This is a genomic window from Paenibacillus sp. 102 (assembly GCF_039549175.1).
GTDB lineage: Bacteria > Bacillota > Bacilli > Bacillales > Bacillaceae_G > Bacillus_A.
Genome location: NZ_JBCGHT010000003.1, coordinates 327,217 through 345,207, shown reverse-complemented (window position 1 = coordinate 345,207; position 17,991 = coordinate 327,217). Strand labels below are relative to the sequence as shown.

The 17,991-nt window shown below is 33.8% G+C and carries 18 protein-coding genes and 1 pseudogene; 6 read left to right on the top strand and 13 right to left on the bottom strand.

Annotation, left to right across the window (positions count from 1 at the left end; translation table 11 throughout):
• Positions 1-646: 646 nt before the first annotated feature.
• On the top strand, positions 647-859 hold the full coding sequence (locus AAIE21_RS10910) for a hypothetical protein (protein ID WP_343266786.1): 213 nt from the start codon (positions 647-649) through the stop codon (positions 857-859).
• Here AAIE21_RS10910 and AAIE21_RS10905 read toward each other — a convergent pair.
• Positions 848-1,243, bottom strand: a complete 396-nt coding sequence (locus tag AAIE21_RS10905) for a hypothetical protein (RefSeq protein ID WP_481858669.1) — start codon at positions 1,241-1,243, stop codon at positions 848-850. The genes AAIE21_RS10910 and AAIE21_RS10905 overlap by 12 nt on opposite strands.
• Positions 1,244-1,362: 119 nt before the next feature.
• Positions 1,363-1,638: a hypothetical protein gene (locus tag AAIE21_RS10900; RefSeq protein WP_343266785.1), complete on the bottom strand. Its 276-nt coding sequence runs from the start codon at positions 1,636-1,638 to the stop codon at positions 1,363-1,365.
• A gap of 173 nt (positions 1,639-1,811) precedes the next feature.
• On the opposite strand from AAIE21_RS10900, the gene AAIE21_RS10895 reads away from it, so the two are divergent.
• The gene (locus tag AAIE21_RS10895; protein ID WP_343266784.1) at positions 1,812-2,267 is read left to right on the top strand and encodes a tyrosine-type recombinase/integrase; all 456 of its coding nucleotides are present in this window, start codon (positions 1,812-1,814) and stop codon (positions 2,265-2,267) included.
• A 315-nt stretch (positions 2,268-2,582) separates the two neighbouring features.
• Entirely contained in the window at positions 2,583-2,735 is a 153-nt protein-coding gene (locus AAIE21_RS10890) for a hypothetical protein (RefSeq protein WP_343266783.1), read from the top strand.
• Between the two features lie 165 nt (positions 2,736-2,900).
• Here the strand turns inward: AAIE21_RS10890 and AAIE21_RS10885 are convergent, their stop codons facing one another.
• The 5 genes from AAIE21_RS10885 to AAIE21_RS10865 all read right to left on the bottom strand — a co-directional run bounded on the left by AAIE21_RS10885 (position 2,901) and on the right by AAIE21_RS10865 (position 9,609).
• The gene (locus AAIE21_RS10885; RefSeq protein ID WP_343266782.1) at positions 2,901-3,281 is read right to left on the bottom strand and encodes a hypothetical protein; all 381 of its coding nucleotides are present in this window, start codon (positions 3,279-3,281) and stop codon (positions 2,901-2,903) included.
• A 946-nt stretch (positions 3,282-4,227) separates the two neighbouring features.
• The gene (locus AAIE21_RS10880; RefSeq protein ID WP_343266781.1) at positions 4,228-6,024 is read right to left on the bottom strand and encodes an ABC transporter ATP-binding protein; all 1,797 of its coding nucleotides are present in this window, start codon (positions 6,022-6,024) and stop codon (positions 4,228-4,230) included.
• The gene (locus AAIE21_RS10875; RefSeq protein ID WP_343266780.1) at positions 6,017-7,771 is read right to left on the bottom strand and encodes an ABC transporter ATP-binding protein; all 1,755 of its coding nucleotides are present in this window, start codon (positions 7,769-7,771) and stop codon (positions 6,017-6,019) included. Before AAIE21_RS10875 ends, AAIE21_RS10880 begins: the two co-directional genes overlap by 8 nt.
• A 251-nt stretch (positions 7,772-8,022) precedes the next feature.
• On the bottom strand, positions 8,023-8,625 hold the full coding sequence (locus AAIE21_RS10870; protein WP_343266779.1) for a DUF1349 domain-containing protein: 603 nt from the start codon (positions 8,623-8,625) through the stop codon (positions 8,023-8,025).
• Positions 8,626-8,724: 99 nt separating this feature from the next.
• Positions 8,725-9,609 (bottom strand): GNAT family N-acetyltransferase, encoded by an 885-nt coding sequence (locus AAIE21_RS10865; protein WP_343266778.1) that lies wholly within the window; start codon positions 9,607-9,609, stop codon positions 8,725-8,727.
• Between the two features lie 239 nt (positions 9,610-9,848).
• Between AAIE21_RS10865 and zwf the strand changes: the two genes are divergently transcribed.
• Together zwf and AAIE21_RS10855 are read left to right on the top strand one after the other, a co-directional pair.
• Positions 9,849-11,369: a glucose-6-phosphate dehydrogenase gene (zwf, locus tag AAIE21_RS10860; RefSeq protein ID WP_343266777.1), complete on the top strand. Its 1,521-nt coding sequence runs from the start codon at positions 9,849-9,851 to the stop codon at positions 11,367-11,369.
• Positions 11,356-11,540, top strand: a pseudogene (locus AAIE21_RS10855) (cyclase family protein); the annotation flags it as partial. The gene zwf and the pseudogene AAIE21_RS10855, both read left to right, overlap by 14 nt.
• A 158-nt stretch (positions 11,541-11,698) precedes the next feature.
• Here AAIE21_RS10855 and gnd read toward each other — a convergent pair.
• The 5 genes from gnd to AAIE21_RS10830 all read right to left on the bottom strand — a co-directional run bounded on the left by gnd (position 11,699) and on the right by AAIE21_RS10830 (position 16,306).
• On the bottom strand, positions 11,699-12,601 hold the full coding sequence (gene gnd / locus AAIE21_RS10850; RefSeq protein WP_343266776.1) for a phosphogluconate dehydrogenase (NAD(+)-dependent, decarboxylating): 903 nt from the start codon (positions 12,599-12,601) through the stop codon (positions 11,699-11,701).
• Positions 12,602-12,784: 183 nt separating this feature from the next.
• The gene (locus AAIE21_RS10845) at positions 12,785-13,474 is read right to left on the bottom strand and encodes an MOSC domain-containing protein (RefSeq protein ID WP_343266775.1); all 690 of its coding nucleotides are present in this window, start codon (positions 13,472-13,474) and stop codon (positions 12,785-12,787) included.
• Between the two features lie 278 nt (positions 13,475-13,752).
• Positions 13,753-14,961 carry an MFS transporter gene (locus tag AAIE21_RS10840; protein WP_343267002.1) on the bottom strand — a complete coding sequence of 403 codons (1,209 nt, stop codon included), beginning with the start codon at positions 14,959-14,961 and terminating at the stop codon, positions 13,753-13,755.
• A gap of 153 nt (positions 14,962-15,114) precedes the next feature.
• Complete coding sequence (locus AAIE21_RS10835) at positions 15,115-15,537, bottom strand: MarR family winged helix-turn-helix transcriptional regulator (protein WP_343266774.1); 423 nt, start codon at positions 15,535-15,537, stop codon at positions 15,115-15,117.
• A gap of 163 nt (positions 15,538-15,700) precedes the next feature.
• Complete coding sequence (locus AAIE21_RS10830) at positions 15,701-16,306, bottom strand: PRK06770 family protein (protein ID WP_343266773.1); 606 nt, start codon at positions 16,304-16,306, stop codon at positions 15,701-15,703.
• Positions 16,307-16,607: 301 nt separating this feature from the next.
• Here AAIE21_RS10830 and AAIE21_RS10825 point away from each other — a divergent pair, with 301 nt between their 5' ends.
• A complete protein-coding gene (locus AAIE21_RS10825) occupies positions 16,608-16,850 on the top strand; it encodes a hypothetical protein (protein ID WP_343266772.1) in 243 nt (80 codons plus the stop codon).
• Between the two features lie 133 nt (positions 16,851-16,983).
• On the opposite strand, the gene AAIE21_RS10820 is transcribed toward AAIE21_RS10825, so the two are convergent.
• Complete coding sequence (locus AAIE21_RS10820; protein WP_343266771.1) at positions 16,984-17,880, bottom strand: CPBP family intramembrane glutamic endopeptidase; 897 nt, start codon at positions 17,878-17,880, stop codon at positions 16,984-16,986.
• Between the last annotated feature and the right edge of the window lie 111 nt (positions 17,881-17,991).

Sequence of the window (17,991 nt, the reverse complement as noted above, 5' to 3'; positions counted from 1 at the left end):
AACCTGTCCTACATTAATTTGGACAACCAATAATGGAATACCTACTCTTGCCTATGTGTTTCAAGGTTCTCCAAACCCAATAATAGTTCCGACACAATTCTTAAATTATCCTGCCTACATTTCTGTATAGCACCTACCATTACTGTATAGATGATATGCTCCCCTTCGTTCAAAATCTATCCAAATTACTATTGTGTTCAAATTTCCGATAAATGTTAATATTCTTCATAAAGGAGGTCTATTGATGAAGAATATATGGACAAAGATCTTTATAGGTGTTCTCATAGTAACCGCTCTTTTAATAACTTGATATTTTGTTAATATTTAACTTTTTTGGAATCAACACTAAATTAAACACGTTTTAAAATATAACTATTAAAAATATATCCTTATATTTATTTAACGAATATTCAATTAACTATACAGATAGGCAGTTAGCCAAATTTCATTTAAATTTCTTTCTCCGTCCCCTTTGGGAGATTCCTTGGAGTCGAGCAGTTAGCTTTTGCTAGCTGCTCTTTTGGTTATCCCATATAATATCCTTGCTCTTTAACTTCCTTTCATTTTCCCTTTCTATTCATCTTTATTTTCTTTATTGAATATATTTTCTTTGAACTACTATAAAATAATTTTGGAGTTGATTAACATGACCAAAGAAAGATTAACGCCAGAACAAACAGTAATAACTGTAGATGTACCTCCTTATACGGCATACATAATTAAATTTTTTTCATCCTCTGATGAGATAACTGGAACATTTACATTTAATAATCTAACTAGTGATTATCATGCTCAAGATTGCCCTGTCACACCAGGGAGTGCAAGTTACGAAATCACAAAAAATCCCCTAATAAACTAGGGGGTTTTTTGTGCAAAATTCAAATTTAGTATTATTTCGGGCATTTTCACCACTTCTTTTTAGCTTCCAAATATTTGTTGGTCCTTCCCATAACCCTTGCTCTTTCCATTTCATCTTCAACTTGCTGATATAATTAGGAATCCGGTCATACATGATGCTAATTCTTTTATCCGCAATGCCTTGCATATTTAATTCATGAACACGTTCTGGCGTAAGACCATTAGGAATCTTTTTTCTCTTTCCACCGCGATCTTTCGGTTCTGTATCAAAATACCTACCCAACCAGCGTAACTCTTCACCGGTAGGACATTGCATACAAATGCCTGTACTAAAAATTCTTATCGTCCGTTCTGTTGTAATAACACCGTCTACATTTCTCTTCAATCATATCACCTATTTCATACGTTATTTCCTGACGTTCCTCTTTTGATAGTTTTATTGTGATTCCTCTAAAAGATTAGTCTTCTAAATCTTCATCAAAAGGCTTGTCCTCATCTGTTACTTCAAATTCTTCCGATGGTTTTTTCTCTACCTTTGGCTGCGCCTGTCGCTTCTGGTTGCTTCTCTTTCCATTCGTGCCATTTCAACGCTAACGGAGCTACACGTTTGCGATATTCATCAATCACTTCAATAATTTGACCAGATGACATATCTAACTCATTTGCTAGCTTCAAATATGATTCGCCTTCTAAACGACGCTTCACGATATCAGGTAGTTCCTTTGGCATTCCATCAAAACTTGGAGCTAAACCACTAACATTTTTATAACAACTTAACAAATGATTTATCTAATGGTCGAATCCTCTTAATTCATCGGGTTCTAAGTGTAGCTTTAAATCGAGCAGTTACACAAAGACTTATTCTTGAAAATCCAGCAAAATTCGCTACAAAACCTAAAAAAGAAAAAACCCCTATCCAAATTTGGACAGAGGAAGAGGCAAAAAATTTTTTATTGTATTCACAAGATTCACCATATCATATTGGCTATGTGCTTGCAATAACTACAGGTTTTCGTTTAGGTGAGGTTTTAGGTTTACTATGGAAAGATATTGATTTTGATAAACATACAGCAACAGTTAATCAAACATTAGGCCATGATAATAAATTGAAAGCAAACGCTAAAACAAACTCATCAAAAAGAACTATTCTAATTCCTAAAGCAACGATAGAAGCTTTGAGAAAACATAAAATCACAGTTAACAAGAATAAGATGCGATTCGGTTCTGCTTATCAAGATTTAGATTTAATTAATTGCAGTCGATATGGAATACCTATTGAAAGAGGTACAATGAGAAAGTATCTAGATAAGATAATATTGAAAGCTGGATTAAAAAGAATTAAATTAAGGATTACAAACACTTATATATCAACGTTTATATCCTATATTCACTCATATTGGGGGTATTAATAGGAGGTGCTATTATTGAAGGGTATTAATATATGAAAATCGCAAAGTTATTCTTTATCTAGTAAATCAAAGTTTAAGTACCTTTCACTTTAGACCCTATAGAAATTACATTGCACTTTACTTCGATGAATAAGTTGAAAAATGAATTCTAAAAAAGATATTTACTTACTCTGTAAATATCTTTTTTTCCTGTAAAGATCTTATATGTACGAATCCTCACATATTTTCAACTTGTTTCATTACCTTAAACTATCGTAACAATTACTAGAGTTTTCACATATAATATTTATATATTAAACTGGAGGTGATGGTATCATGAATAAAGAATACAATTCTAACAAAGATTCTTCTAGCAATAAAGATATCCGCACTTCATCTTCACAATCTTCCAGTTACCAATCATCACAAGACTTATATCGCCAAGGGTATGTAAAGAAAAAAGGATGTAATTGCGGTAAAAACAAATAGGGTTTTCGCTTTATTTAGTACTGTGTAATTTATACACATCAAAAAAGAGCATCTATAACAGATGCTCTTTTTTATTAATTCGATAAATAGTTATTAATTTTGAAAGAATATTTACTCAAAACAAAGTGACTCTATCAAGTAATACCCTTACTTTGATTTTTCAGATTACTTTATATAGATTACAACAAGCATCCATAAAGCCAAAACACCAATGATAGCAAGTACTATACGCGTAGATAGAATTCGTACTTCAAAGTTAGTTTTCTTGGATGGTTCCGGATATCCAATGATGTATATGCCCTTTAATAGTGCGAGCCATGCAATTAATGTGATGAGCCCCTGCCAATTGAGTGCCCACACATTATGTAGGATAACAGTGCCTAATCCTAGAAAAATCGATAAAAAGCCATACATAATTCCAAATCCCCTGTCCTCAACGACTAATCTTTTCAGTTCACGTAATACCGATGGACGAACAAAAAGGATTCCCGATACTATAACCGTCGTCCATCCCCAAAAAAGTCCTAAAAAAGTGTTTACTTCCATAATTATCTCACCCCTTTCATTATATTTATATTTCCAGTACGCCTCTCTTCATAACTCTTTGAGTACTTTTATGTGTAAACGAAGTGATGTCATATATCCCTGTTCTTATTGAGAAAATTTCAGGAAAAGGTGTATATAAAAAATACAAAAAATGAGGTTGGTAAGACTTGTAACCTTTGAAACTTTACATAAAATTTTAAGATGTTAATTTCTTATAAATATTGTTTACTGAAAAACTTAAAACTCCATTGTCCAGAAAACGTTCTGTATCTGTTGTAGCGATCAAAATGATTTGTACGGTGAATGTGATTGTGATTGTTAGACTAACTCATAAAAATGAACCCTTAATATATGGTACCTTTTCTTTTACTCCACTATCATTCAATCACTCGTCAACATATCTGTCTGATAGGGTTCCACCGGGTTCGCATCCTCCATCATTGCCCCATAAAGTAAAACTTTAATCAATGGGTGATAAAGATCCCCCGCTGATTATCATCCCTCACCAATTCGGCTTTTGCGTAATAAAAAAGAACACCTATGTTAGTAGGTGTTCTCATGTGAGAGGGAACCTTCATCTGAATAAGGTATAAGCAATTAGCTCGTCCTACACTATAATATATGTTTGTCCTTCTCAAAAGGTTCTATAAAAATACAACTTCACGCTACCTATGAAACAATAACACCTTTCAAGCCCAGTAAAAAATATAAACTGCAACCATTTTCCCAAGTGAGATTTCGTTCAACTAGGACTCTTCAATACTTGGACATAAAAATATAAACATTGCTTTAAGTTGCTATTCGTATATATTGCCTGATATGTAGGAAGAGGCAATAAACTATTATCTGAAAAGCTGTTTGGATAACGAATGTTTGCAAATTGTTTACAAATAAAAAATGCGCGGTTTCTCAAATATAAGAAACCGCATTACATCAACACCTATAGTTAAATCTTAAACTGACTCGTATACAAACCGTAATAGAACCCTTGTTTTTCAATTAAAGATTCATGATTGCCTCTCTCAATAATTTCTCCATCTTGAATAACAAGAATCTGATCCGCTTTTTCAATCGTTTTTAATCGATGAGCAATCACAAAACTTGTGCGTCCCTTCATCAAATTGTTTAATCCAGATTGAATTTGCAGTTCTGTTCTTGTATCAATGTTAGATGTAGCTTCATCAAGAATTAGAATGTCTGCATCTGCTAAAATCGCTCGTGCAATTGCAAGCAATTGCTTTTGACCTTGACTTAAATTTGATCCTTCTGAAGCAATCTCTGTTTCATATTGCTTTGGTAAATGTTTAATAAAGGAATGTGCAGAGGCTGCTTTGGCTGCAGTAATAACTTCTTCATCACTCGCATCTAGTCGTCCATAACGGATATTTTCCATAATTGTACCCGCAAAAAGATATGTATCTTGCAAGACGACTCCTATTTTGCTCCGTAAGGAACTAATATCATAATCTTTTACATCTTTTCCATCAATCTTAATTTGGCCTTTATGAATATCATAAAAACGTGTTAATAAATTAATGACTGTTGTTTTTCCTGATCCTGTTGGTCCAACAAGTGCAATCGTTTCTCCTGGATGCGCATGTAAGTTTACATTTTTTAAAATTTCTTTTTCTTTCGCATATCCAAATGATACATGTTCGAAAGAAACATTTCCTTTTAGATTAGTAACAACTATCGCGTCTTTTTTATTTTGAATTTCTGGTACTTCATCCATAATTTCAAAAACCCTTTCTCCTCCAGCAACTGCAGCTTGAATTGTATTCATAAGCGTTGCAAACTGACTAAGTGGTCTTGAAAATTGACGAGAGTAGTTAATGAATGCTGCGATGACACCAACTGTTGTCATACCATTTAAAACCATAATGGCACCTGCTAAAATTACAAGCCCCATACCTAAGTTATTAATAAAGTTCATACTTGGAAATATAAACGCTGAAAACGTATCAGATTTTGTGGCAGAGATTCTAAGTTGTTCATTAATCGCATGAAATTTATTTACTGTTTCTTTTTCTTTTCCATACAATGTAATAACATCTGCACCTGTAATAGCTTCTTCAATAAAACCATTCAATTCTCCTAAATCTTTTTGGCGCTTCGCAAAGTTTTTACCACTATACGCAACCAGTTTTTTTGTTACGAAAAACATAATTGGCACTGTAATGAGTGTCACAATTGCTAAAATCCAATCGAGTGCAAACATTGCGATCGTCACACCTATAAATGTTAAGGCAGACGAAATGATTTGAACGACGCTTTGTGTTAACGCTTGGTTTAAACTATCGATATCATTTGTAACGCGACTCATTAAGTCTCCATGTGAACGTACATCAAAGAAACGAAGAGAAAGCGTTTGAATTTTCTCGAAAATATCTTGCCGTATTTTTTGTATCGTTTTTAATGCAACATTGATCATTAAAAATGTTTGTAGCCACGTTAATAATACTGTAACACCATAGATTCCAAGGAGCAGCATACACATTCTTGCCGTCCCATTTAAATCTCTTGGTACGATATACTCATCAATAATAACGCCCATATAATATGGTCCTAGTAAACCAAGTAATGTCGTAACAAATACAAGAACAATAACGAACATAAGAGCTGCTTTTTGGTACCCCATATAGTTCCAAATTCTCATTACAGTTCCTTTTGTATCTTTTGGTTTTCCTGATTTGGAATTGCTACGTCCACCTTTATTTCCGAACTGTCCTTGAAAATTACGCATGCTCTTTCCCTCCTTCTTGATGTAAACTACCACCTTGGGAAAGATATATATCTTGATACACTTCACATGTTTCTATTAAATGTTCGTGTGTTCCGCTTCCAACTAACTCACCATGATCTAAAACGAGAATTTGATCTGCATCTATAACAGATGATATTTTTGAGGCGATTAAAAATGTTGTCATTTCTGTATGTTCTTCTTTCAATGCTTCTTGTATAATTCCTTCTGACTTTGCATCAACGGCTGATGTCGAATCATCTAGCACAAGGATAGATGGTTTCCGAACAAGCGCTCTCGCGATAGAAAGACGCTGTTTTTGTCCACCAGAAAGGTTCGTTGCTCCTTGTGTTAAGTTATACTGATATGTATTTTCAAGCTTATGAACAAACTCCGTCGCACAAGCTGATTCTGACGCAGATTCTATTTCGCCTTGTGTCGCTTCTTCTTTACCATATCGCATATTTTCTTCAATACTTCCTGAAAACAGTAATGCCTTTTGTGGAACAAATCCGATTGAAGAACGAAGCACAGATAAATCGTACTCTTTGACATTGACACCATCTACAAAAATCGCTCCTTGATCAACATCATATAGGCGTGGTAGTAATTTAACTAAAGTAGATTTCCCACTTCCCGTGGGACCGATTATCCCTATTTTTTCACCTTTTCTTACGGTAAATGAAATATCTTTTAAAACATATTCATCATTTTTGCTGTAACTATAACTTACATTCTTAAATTCAACATTTCCCTTTACCTCCTCTGGCTGATACGCATTTTTTTCATTTTCAATATCAACTTTAGTTTCTAGTACTTGTTGTACACGATCAGCAGATGGAAAAGCACGAGCAATTTGAATAAATACCATACTGATAGACATAAGTGACATTAATATAATATTTAAATAGTTAATAAACGCTAAAATCGCTCCAACTTGTAGTGTACCGTTAAAAACTTTCACACCACCTATCCATAACGTCGCTACAATACCACCACTTACAACAAGCATAATGATAGGCATCATTAATGAAATGATTTGTACCGCACGAATATTGATACCTGTTAAGTTTTTATTCACTTTTTCAAACTGAGAAATTTCATGATTTTGTCTTACATAAGCCTTTACAACGCGAACACCAGATAAATTTTCTTGTAGTTTTGTATTCACTTTATCTAACGCTTCTTGTACTCTTCTAAAAGATCCACTTGCGTTCCCAGCGATGAAAATAATTGCAACTAAAAGAATAGGTACAACAACAAGCAAAATAGAAAATAAATCTTTTGCTGTTACAAAAACAATAATAATACTACCTATAAATAATAATGGGCCGCGGACAAGAACACGTAATGTCATCGTCATGGCCGCTTGGATGGATGTAATATCATTTGTCACGATTGTTAATAATTTTCCAGTTCCAAACGTGTCTCGATTTTCACTAGAAAACGTCTCGATCTTTGTAAAGACGTCTTTTCTTATGTCCGTGGCGAAATTAACAGCGGCTTTCGTAGAATACATCATACATCCAAGCCCACCAATTAGTCCAAGTGCTGCTGCTCCTATCATAAGAATCCCCATTTTCATTACATACTGAAAATCTTGATTCGCGATTCCAACATCAATAATATGTTGCATAATCGTCGGCTGAATTAAGTCCATCGCAACCTCAAGTACCATAAACAGTGGTCCGATAATAGCGAAGAACATGTATGGTTTTAAATACTGTAACAATTTGCGGAATGATTTCATACATTGTCTCCTTTTCTTATGAAATTGTCATTTTATAATGCAAATACCACCTTCTTTTTATTCATTCATACGTACATTTTCATTACTACTATTTATATTCCGAAGATTAATATTTAACATTATTAAATGATAAATATTAATCTTCCATCCGTCAATCAATGCGCTTTACCTTTATAGAAAATACACCTTCCTTATTTCTAGACAATCATAAAAAAACGCATTCTTTTATAATAGAATGCGGCCAATTTCAATTATATATGTTCAATTGTAAAATTAAAGAACTCTGTTTCAAAACCATTTCCTGTTGACGGACTACAAGTGTAAAATCCTATTTTTATAGGACAATTCCCCTGATCTTCTATGAGATGAGCAATTCGAATCTGTTCCCATTTATCACCCATTTGTTCAGTCTTTACATAAATCGTATAGTCACCTTTCTTTCGAATTATTCGAAAATGTAGCTGTTGTTTGACAAGCTCATTCGAAAAATTTTGCGTCGACCAATCAGAATATCCACTATTTGTTACAACGGCACCTAAATGTGATGGTCCTTCAGGAATATATTCAAGAGATGTTTTTAACCAACATTCCTCCGATAACATAACAAAAAGTCCTGCTTGGTCGTATGTAGATTTAGGATCCATACGTAATGATACTTCAGCTACAAAATCCGTAGACAGTTCTTCATAAAAAACATGTCCGTTCATTACCTCGAATCCATAGTGTGTTTTTAACCAAAAATCGGTTTCTTCTTTCGAATGAACGATAAAAGTTTTTTCTTGTATCTCATAATATTTTGGTTCATTTATAATATTTAGTTGTTTCATATGATTTGGTATATAGGATATTTTCATAGGACCTCCATAAAAATATGTTTCTTAATCATTCATGATTCACTCATGATTATTTGCTACAATCCAATCATAAAGAATCTACTAATGGCGATTTTGGAGTTAAAATTCAGTTACAACTGGAAATTTATATCCTTTAAAATTAATCTTTTCACCACCACGAATCATCAAGTATGTTTCAGATTGAAACTCTTTACATGTTACCTCTTCAATCCCTAATTCATCAGGATAAAAGTAAAACTCAACCTCGGTAAATGGTTCAGCTACTTCAGCACATATTTCATCTAAAATCGGCATAATTTGCGCAAAAACCCCAAATAAATGTAGCACTTGATCTTTCACTTCATATACAACCAACGCATCCAACTTCTCTGAATAATATAGTTTTCCATTCCATTTCGCATCGTACATATTAAAATAAAAAGAAGACTGATAGTTTAATGTTGAAAATTCCATTGAAATCGGTTGAGAGTTCTCCATTATTTCTTTTATAAGCTGCATATCTTTTTCATCATAGAAGTTTAATTTTCGAAGTGAAGACGAACAAGATTGCTTATTATCACATGATAACGTCATCAGATGTTCTTGTACTACTCGAAATCCAAATGGTTCATATAATTCCGGTTTCTCTGTAAATAATACTGTACATTCATGTTTTGTATCTATTTCTTGTAATACTTTACAAAGTAGCTGCTTCATCAATCCTTTTCTACGATATTCTGGATGTGTCATGACAGATTGAATGCCAGCAGCATGAATTTTCTCTCCATTTACACACATTGGTAGCGAAAACATGGAAACATTCGCTATCACTTGACCGTCTTGTGAATATGAAAAAGGTTTGTATGTAGTGTTCCAAAATCCATTGGACTCGAAATTTTGTAACATTTGAACAGGAATATGAAACACCTCTTCAAATAATTGAAACAACAATTCCTTTTTCGGTTCTTCCACAAAAAAGTTTTCAGAAAGAATAAGATTCCCCATATTGTTCCTCCATAAGTTCATTCCTATTAATGTAATCGTTTTCTATTGTGTTTAAATGAAAGAAGTTTCTTTCAAATCAACATACCCTCACAAAATATACCAAAATAAGTTAAGATTTTCAAGATAACTGCGAATACAACTTCCAATAAAAATTATTTTATATTGCTCTTACATGTATTGTTCAATAATCAACATACTAAGTGAGAGCTAATTTCGTAAAAAGTGAGGGCTATTTAACTATGGAAAATTATACTACCCCTAAATGTATTATCGTTATTTTTGGTGCGACAGGCGATTTAGCAAAGCGCAAATTATTCCCTTCTCTTTTCAGGCTCTTTCGACAAGGGAAAATCTCCGAAAATTTTGCCGTTGTTGGTGTGGCAAGAAGGCCATTATCTAATGAAGAATTTCGTGAGAATATTAAACAATCTATTCAAAATTTGCAAGAGAAAAATATGACTCATGATACATTCGCTTCCCATTTCTATTATCATCCTTTTGATGTAACAAATTTATCTTCTTATCAGGAGCTAAACAGTTTGTTAAGCACTCTAGATGAAAAGTATGCTACTGAAGGAAATCGTATGTTTTATTTAGCTATGGCTCCTGATTTCTTTGGCACAATTGCTACAAATTTAAAATCAGAAGGTCTAACTTCAACGGAAGGTTGGATTCGTTTAGTAATTGAAAAACCATTTGGACATGATTATGAATCGGCACAAGCATTAAATGATCAAATTCGTCATGCCTTCACAGAAGATCAAATTTATCGTATTGACCACTATTTAGGGAAAGAAATGGTTCAAAACATTAAAGTTATTCGATTTGCGAATGCAATTTTTGAACCTCTTTGGAACAATCAGTATATAGCGAACATCCAAATTACTTCAAGTGAAACTTTAGGAGTAGAAGAGCGCGGTCGCTATTACGAAGATTCAGGCGCACTACGTGATATGGTTCAAAATCATATGTTACAAATGGTAGCACTCCTTGCAATGGAACCACCAATCAAGCTAACTGCAAATGAAATTCGAAGTGAAAAAGTAAAAGTACTTCGTGCTTTACAATCACTTTCAGAAGAGACGGTAGAACGTGATTTTGTCAGGGGACAATACGGACCAGGAATCGTAGACGAGCAAAAAGTAATTAGTTACCGTGAAGAAAACGCAGTAAATTCAGAATCAAACACGGAAACATTTGTTGCTGGTAAGCTAATGATTGAAGATTTCAGATGGTCAGGCGTTCCTTTCTATATTCGAACTGGGAAACGTATGCAAGAAAAATCAACCGAGATTGTCATACAATTTAAAAATTTACCAATGAATCTCTATTTTAATAAGGAAAAAAAAGTTCATCCTAATTTATTGGTCATTCATATTCAACCAGAAGAAGGTATCACACTTCATTTAAATGCACAAAAAACTGATAGCGGCACTACTTCCACACCTATACAATTAAGTTATTGTAATAACTGTATGGATAAAATGAATACACCGGAAGCATATGAGATTCTTCTATACGATTGTATGCGTGGTGATTCAACTAACTTTACTCATTGGGATGAAGTATCCCTTTCTTGGAAATTCGTTGATACCATCTCAAATGTTTGGAGTAATAAATCAGCTACACATTTTCCTAACTATGAATCCGGCTCAATGGGTCCGAAAGAATCTGATGCTTTATTAGAAAAAGATGGTTTCCATTGGTGGCCAACGATAACCTCTCATTTAAAAGGAGAAAGTTACAATGAAAATATATGATATTACAGCTCCTATATTTGAAGGAATGACTGTTTACAAAAATAAGCCTAAAAAACAACCACAGTTTTCAAGAACAACAAATGCGCATGTTACCGAGTCACGTATCAAATTAGACGTCCATACAGGTACACATATTGATCTTTACATATGATTAATGAAGGAGTGGCCTTTAGTATTGAGGATTTTACAGGTAATGATCGCCTCCCTAACTTCTTCATTTTTATATTCTTGTCCGCGAATAGAGGAATAAATAATAAACAACCCCGTTCTTATAAGAACGAGGTTGTTTATATGTAGAAGAAGCTTTTCGATTATATTATGATGACGACTCATTTTTTGTCGCTTTTTTCTACCGCGTGTCCGCCGAATTCATTACGTAATGCTGCTACCACTTTCCCTGTAAATGTATCATTTTCTAATGAACGATACCGCATTAATAAAGAAAGAGCAATAACAGGTGTCGCTGCTTGTAAATCAAGAGCTGTTTCAACTGTCCATTTTCCTTCTCCTGAAGAATGCATAATGCCTTTAATGTCATCTAACTTTGCATCCTTTGAAAATGCTCGTTCTGTTAAATCCATGAGCCACGAACGAATAACTGAACCATTATTCCATACTCTTGCTACTTTTTCATAGTCATAATCAAATTCGCTTTTCTCTAGCACTTCAAATCCTTCGCCAATTGCAGCCATCATACCGTATTCAATCCCATTATGAACCATTTTTAAAAAATGACCACTTCCTGCTTTTCCTGCATATAAATATCCATTTTCTACAGCTGTATCCCGAAATACAGTCTCTACAGTTTCCCACGCTTCTGGATCTCCTCCAATCATATAACAAGCACCATTGCGAGCCCCTTCTGTCCCGCCAGACGTTCCTGCATCCATAAAATGCACACCCGATTTTTTAAGCTCATCATAACGACGAATGGATTCCTTATAATAAGAATTACCCGCTTCAATCACAATATCTCCCCCACTTAAAAGCGGGATAATCTCATTAATTACATTATCAACAACAGCATGTGGGACCATAATCCATAGAACTCTTGGTGTTTCGAGGGATTGAATAAGTTCAGCTAAACTAGATGTGCCTATAGCTCCATATCCTTTTATTTCTTGTACAGCATCTGAATTCACATCATATGCTACTACTTCATGATTCTTATCCATTAAATTTCGACCTAAATTTAATCCCATTTTTCCTAGACCGATTAACCCTATTTTCATATTTAATTCCTCCTAAAAAATATCTAAGTGAGATTCGCTCACCCTTTGTTTATCTTTCTTCATTTCAACAATCGATATTTACCTCCGAATTTTTTCACTACAGATATATTTTGCACGAATCCGCTCTGGTAGATGCATAAGAGCTACTTAATATTTATAAAAGCGTTGTAGTTTCCGCCTTCGTTATTCACTAATCCCTTCTAATCTCTCCTTCGTATTTACTTCTTCTCCTTTTAAACGCTTTTCAAATGTTTTTCTCCAACTTGTTGAAAGAGCCTCTACTCCTAAAATCCTTCGTACTCCCTCAAAGTTACGTTCTTCTTTATGCATTATGTGGTTTGCAAAAGCAATTGAAATACCTTGATGATTAGTCTCAAGCTGTGTGAGAGAATCTGTTGGTAATACCCAACCCTCTTTTAGAACACGAAAATAAAATCCCGTATATCCTGTGTTTTGGAAGTAAAGTGGTAATTGTGGTATATCATACTTTTTGACTAATTTAAAACAAGGCTGCCTTGGTTGACTTACTTGTACCGTTACTTCGCCAATTTGAAATATATCACCTATACAAACATCTTCTTCAAGCATGTCTTGTACTGTCATATTTTCTCCGAAAGCACCATATACAAGCTTCCGATTCAATTCCTTTTCCCAATACGGATAATGGTTATATGAATAAACGCAAACTGCTTTATCTATTCCTCCATGATGAACTAAATCAGCTTGCCCATCTCCATTAAATTTTAATGATGATAAATAGACAGGCTCACTTACTTGCGCTTTATTTATACCCGTTTGAATTAATTTCCCACCATATGACACTTCTTTTGGCATACCTATATTAAGGGACATCAAGTTATATGACTTTAACATCATTCCCGACTCCTTTCACTTTTTTGACAAAGCTCTTTAAAATCTTGATTTATTATCTCAAACACCTTATCAATGTGAGTATAATGTCAAGATAATCATTGTTCAATTCAATTATTCGTATGATAATGATAGGTAAAACCTATCATTTAAAAGTACGCATAGGTGAATAAACGTAGGCGATTCGATCAAAAAAAAGAGTTGATGTCCTTCACCAGAGACAATCAACTCTTTTTTCTTTTTGAAATTCCATTAATTCCTTAGCTTATCAGACATACCCTCTATCCTCTTTCCATCATGACGGTCTGATTTTTCTTAGGTGCAACCTTCTCCCTAATAAGAAAATGAACCATCGGCAAAACAAGTAAACTAGCAATTGCGCAAATAATCCCTAAAGTAACAAATGGAAACCCTTTACTCAAGGTAAACGATGCAGCACTCGAAGCAATCGTCATTCCAATATACATTGCAGAACTATTCAACGCCATAACAGTTCCTCTTATTACTGGACTTAATTCAGAAATCAAAGCTGTTAATGATGCTTGACCAAATCCAATGAATATACTCCAAACCATATGTACCGTAATCGCAATTTTTATATTATCAATATAGAGTGAAAATGTAATCACACTAACTGAAGCAATGACACTTGCAATGGAGATCACTACTTTTTTCCCCATTTTATCTGCTAATTTCCCACCAACTATATTACCAATTACACTTCCTAAACCAGCAAAGAAAATAACAATTCCAATTTGTCCAATTGTAAACCCAAAATTTCTTTCATAATAAACACCTATGTATGAGAACATACCATGTAGTCCGACAGTCCATAAAAACGTTGCTAATAACGCAAAAAAAACAAAGCAATTTGTAAATGCGATTTTGCATGATTGAATCATTGCTCTCGTTGCAGAAACTGATAACTGATTTTTCGGAACTTCTTTTTCTAGCAATTGAATTGCCAGTAGCATAACAAGCATGCTCAGTAATCCAATGATATAAAATGTCCATTGCCAATTCACTACCTCAGATAAAAACGCACCAATAGGGACGCCTAATACCGTTGATCCAACCATTGCCCCCATGATCATTCCCATTGCTTTTCCTCGTGACTGGTATGGTACTTTATCTCCTACTAATGCAAATACACTTGGCATTATCATCGCTCCTGATAAACCAGTCAATCCACGGAACAATAAGAGTGTTCCAAAGTGATTCGTAAGCCCGGTGCAAAATGTAGCTGCTGAAAAAATGATAAGACCTGTGACAATCATTTGCTTTCTACCCACTTTATCAGACAATGAACCAAAAAAAGGAGCTGTTATCCCATAGCATAATGCGTACGCTGTAATGAAAAGCCCTCCCTTTTCAACAGGCATTCCTGTTGTCTTTGAAATCGCAGGCAATAATGGTGAAACAATTAAAGAATCTAAACCAATAAAAAACGCGATAACTGCTAAAATACGTAACGTTGATCTTGCTTGCATCTTGCATTCCTCTCTTTTTGTTTCATATATGAAATAATTACTTAAAGCCATCCTTACACCTCCTACTCCATATACATAATTTTATTTCATATATGAATTATTTATATAAAGAAAAATGTAACAGAGTGTTACACATTTTCTTATATATCGCACTTAAACTAAATGATGCTTCCATTTTAATAATAGTTCTTGCAGCTTCTGTTCTTCTTCAGCAGTAAAACAGCTGCAATTTTCTTGTAAAAACCCTGCATACTTCACATCGACTTTCTTTCTAGTCGCTTCTCCCTTTTCAGTTAAAAAGACAAGTGTTTCACGTTGATCATTTGGATTTTTTTCCGTTGCAACATATCCATCTCTCTTCATCCTTTGAATCATAGTAGTCATATTGCTTGGAACACAGCCCATGTTTTCAATCAACTTCGACATCGATACCTTTCCGGACTTCGCAAGTACTTGTATCACACCAAATTGGACATAACTTATATCATGCCCTTCTATCGCTTTATCCAAATTTCTTTGCAATTGATGATAAACATCTCGAATACTTCCGTATAATTCTCTTTTTTTCATATCCATTCGAAAAAGCCTTTCTTTTTTTATTTCATATATGAATCTTATTCCCATATATTTCATATGTCAAATAAAATAACCTTGTCTTGGTGGATTTCCCGCATAACTCCATCAAAACAAGGTCTACGCCCCCCTAATCTTTTCGGTATAATTATGTATATTTTTCAAGTTATTTTTTCCCTTGTTCTCCACTCGCCATTAACGTACTTCCTGAAAATGTCTCTTTTTGCATGAAGACTTTATTAACCAAATCTTTTTGTTCCTCTTGTGACATTACACCTTTACCTTCGCCAAGATTCCCGCTTTGTAATTTCCAAATCGTATTATGATCAGCGTCAACTTTTTCATATTTTCCCTGTTTCCATCTTTCTAAAATATCTATATATGCATTTTTTTGGCTCAAATTACTACTCTTAGCAATCTCTATTAAACTTTCAATTCGTTCTTGTGTTATAAAAATATAACCCCACTTTTGATCTGCTTTCACTTTTTGATGTGCCATTTCATGTAATGCAATCTGGACTTTTTCATCATTCCACTTAAAGTCTTTATTAAAATCACTATTTGGTAACGAATAATTCCCGTTATCTAACAGTTTAGCGTTTTCTGCTTTTACTTTACTATCAGCTAACACTTCCACCGCCGGAGCCGCAGTTGGTGTTTTTTTAGCGGCTGGTTTACTAGTATTAAGATAATATAAAATTCCATAAGTAAGTGCCACACCGATTACTGCCATCCCAGTAATTATCCCTAATATTTTTAATAGTGTTTTCATTGAACTTCCCCCCAACATTCCATCTCTCTTTCTACTTATTTCGTTTTTTAATACCTCGTTATAAATGATTCTTGTTAGATCCTTTCCTATGTTTCCTTTTATTGTATTTCTATTCAGTTTCGTATTGCAATATTATTCTGTAAAAAGATTATGATTTTCTAAAATTCAAATAGGGATTTTTCCACACTCCATCTCCGCTCGGTCAAATACGATTAACTTGATCTAGACTATACACTTTGAAATCAGTTGATAAGAAATCACTTTATTTTAAAGTCATTTAAATGAGACAAGTACAGTCTATATGAGCATTGATAAAGATGTATTAAAACCTCGTGACGCTATTACAAATTGGGATCAAGGACATATGGATTTATCAAAATTATTACAATATGTTCGCTCTATAAAAAACAGAAAATCCGTTCATGGCATCGATATTTGCGGTGAAATTTCACCTTCACCAATTGAAATGTTTTTTCCAGAATATCAAGAAGCTATTACAAAAAATGAAACAGCCAATATACAAATATTAGAGACCATCTACTAAACCTCTAAAGATTATAGTCATACGTGATAATCCACAAAAAATAACGAATGCATTGATACGATGCACTCGTTATTTTTTACACTATGTACGATTTTTTCTAAACAAAGGACTGTCATCATCTATCTCTCTATTATTATCCAATAATACGCTGTCTTAATCTTTTTCCCCATAGCTCTCTCCATAGTACTATCGAAGCAATAGTAAGTAAAAATGTTGTAATTACGCTTCCTTCAATTCCAAACGCTCCTCCATGTAAGGCTTCCGGTCCGCTCGTTGTTGATTTAAATAAAGGAGTAGAATGTATTGTCATTCCACTTACCGCAAAACCATACACATTATACTGCGCCCAATTCCAAATAGAATGCCAAGCACATATCCCCCATAAACTATTCTCTTTTAATACATAAAATGCTGCAAATACACCAACTAATATGATATTGGATATAGAAAGAATTGTAATACCTGGGTTAAGTAGATGGAGAAATCCAAATAAAAATGAGGTAACAACAACTCCGACCCATATCCGGCTTCTAACTGAAATAACTGGAAATAACCAACCACGTACAACAATTTCTTCTGTAGCACCTTGCACTAAAAACGCGATTAAAGAACTTAATATTCCAAATATGACTGTACTTGAAATCTGTTGCACCTGTAAAGTAACAGAACCACTTAAAACTAAAATGGCAACTGGTATTGTTATAAATATAAATCCAATAAATGCTCCGCGTAAATATTTTTTCAAAGCATTACCTTTCCAAAATCCAATTGATGAAAATGGACGTTTTTCTACAAAACGAACCCATAAAAATACAAATAAAATTGCTCCGCCAAATGTTAGTAACATATTCAAATTGTTATAATGCGCTTTCATAAATGTTGTTTCTGCTTTTGGTAGAAATAGCAGAAATACCATAAACAATTCACCAAGAGTTAAAAATACAACCGATAGTATTAACGCTAAAATTGGATGTACTTTTTTTCGCCCTTCCTTTGCTGCTTCGATTGTTTTGAATCGACTATTGTTCAAAGTTATTCCTCCCTTACTTCTTTCAAATATTTCCTATTTTACACTAAATTCACCTTTCTCTATACTTTTACAATTTAAATTTCATCTCCAATAAATAAAGAGAATGCCACC

Bases quoted from the DNA above. Each gene is read 5' to 3' on its own strand.
- AAIE21_RS10910 (WP_343266786.1), top strand. From the start codon at position 647: ATGACCAAAGAAAGATTAACGCCAGAACAAACAGTAATAACTGTAGAT.
- AAIE21_RS10890 (WP_343266783.1), top strand. From the start codon at position 2,583: ATGAATAAAGAATACAATTCTAACAAAGATTCTTCTAGCAATAAAGAT.
- AAIE21_RS10885 (WP_343266782.1), bottom strand. From the start codon at position 3,281: ATGGAAGTAAACACTTTTTTAGGACTTTTTTGGGGATGGACGACGGTT.
- AAIE21_RS10880 (WP_343266781.1), bottom strand. From the start codon at position 6,024: ATGCGTAATTTTCAAGGACAGTTCGGAAATAAAGGTGGACGTAGCAAT.
- AAIE21_RS10875 (WP_343266780.1), bottom strand. From the start codon at position 7,771: ATGAAATCATTCCGCAAATTGTTACAGTATTTAAAACCATACATGTTC.
- AAIE21_RS10870 (WP_343266779.1), bottom strand. From the start codon at position 8,625: ATGAAAATATCCTATATACCAAATCATATGAAACAACTAAATATTATA.
- AAIE21_RS10865 (WP_343266778.1), bottom strand. From the start codon at position 9,609: ATGGGGAATCTTATTCTTTCTGAAAACTTTTTTGTGGAAGAACCGAAA.
- zwf (WP_343266777.1), top strand. From the start codon at position 9,849: ATGGAAAATTATACTACCCCTAAATGTATTATCGTTATTTTTGGTGCG.
- gnd (WP_343266776.1), bottom strand. From the start codon at position 12,601: ATGAAAATAGGGTTAATCGGTCTAGGAAAAATGGGATTAAATTTAGGT.
- AAIE21_RS10845 (WP_343266775.1), bottom strand. From the start codon at position 13,474: ATGTTAAAGTCATATAACTTGATGTCCCTTAATATAGGTATGCCAAAA.
- AAIE21_RS10840 (WP_343267002.1), bottom strand. From the start codon at position 14,961: ATGCAAGCAAGATCAACGTTACGTATTTTAGCAGTTATCGCGTTTTTT.
- AAIE21_RS10835 (WP_343266774.1), bottom strand. From the start codon at position 15,537: ATGGATATGAAAAAAAGAGAATTATACGGAAGTATTCGAGATGTTTAT.
- AAIE21_RS10830 (WP_343266773.1), bottom strand. From the start codon at position 16,306: ATGAAAACACTATTAAAAATATTAGGGATAATTACTGGGATGGCAGTA.
- AAIE21_RS10825 (WP_343266772.1), top strand. From the start codon at position 16,608: ATGAGCATTGATAAAGATGTATTAAAACCTCGTGACGCTATTACAAAT.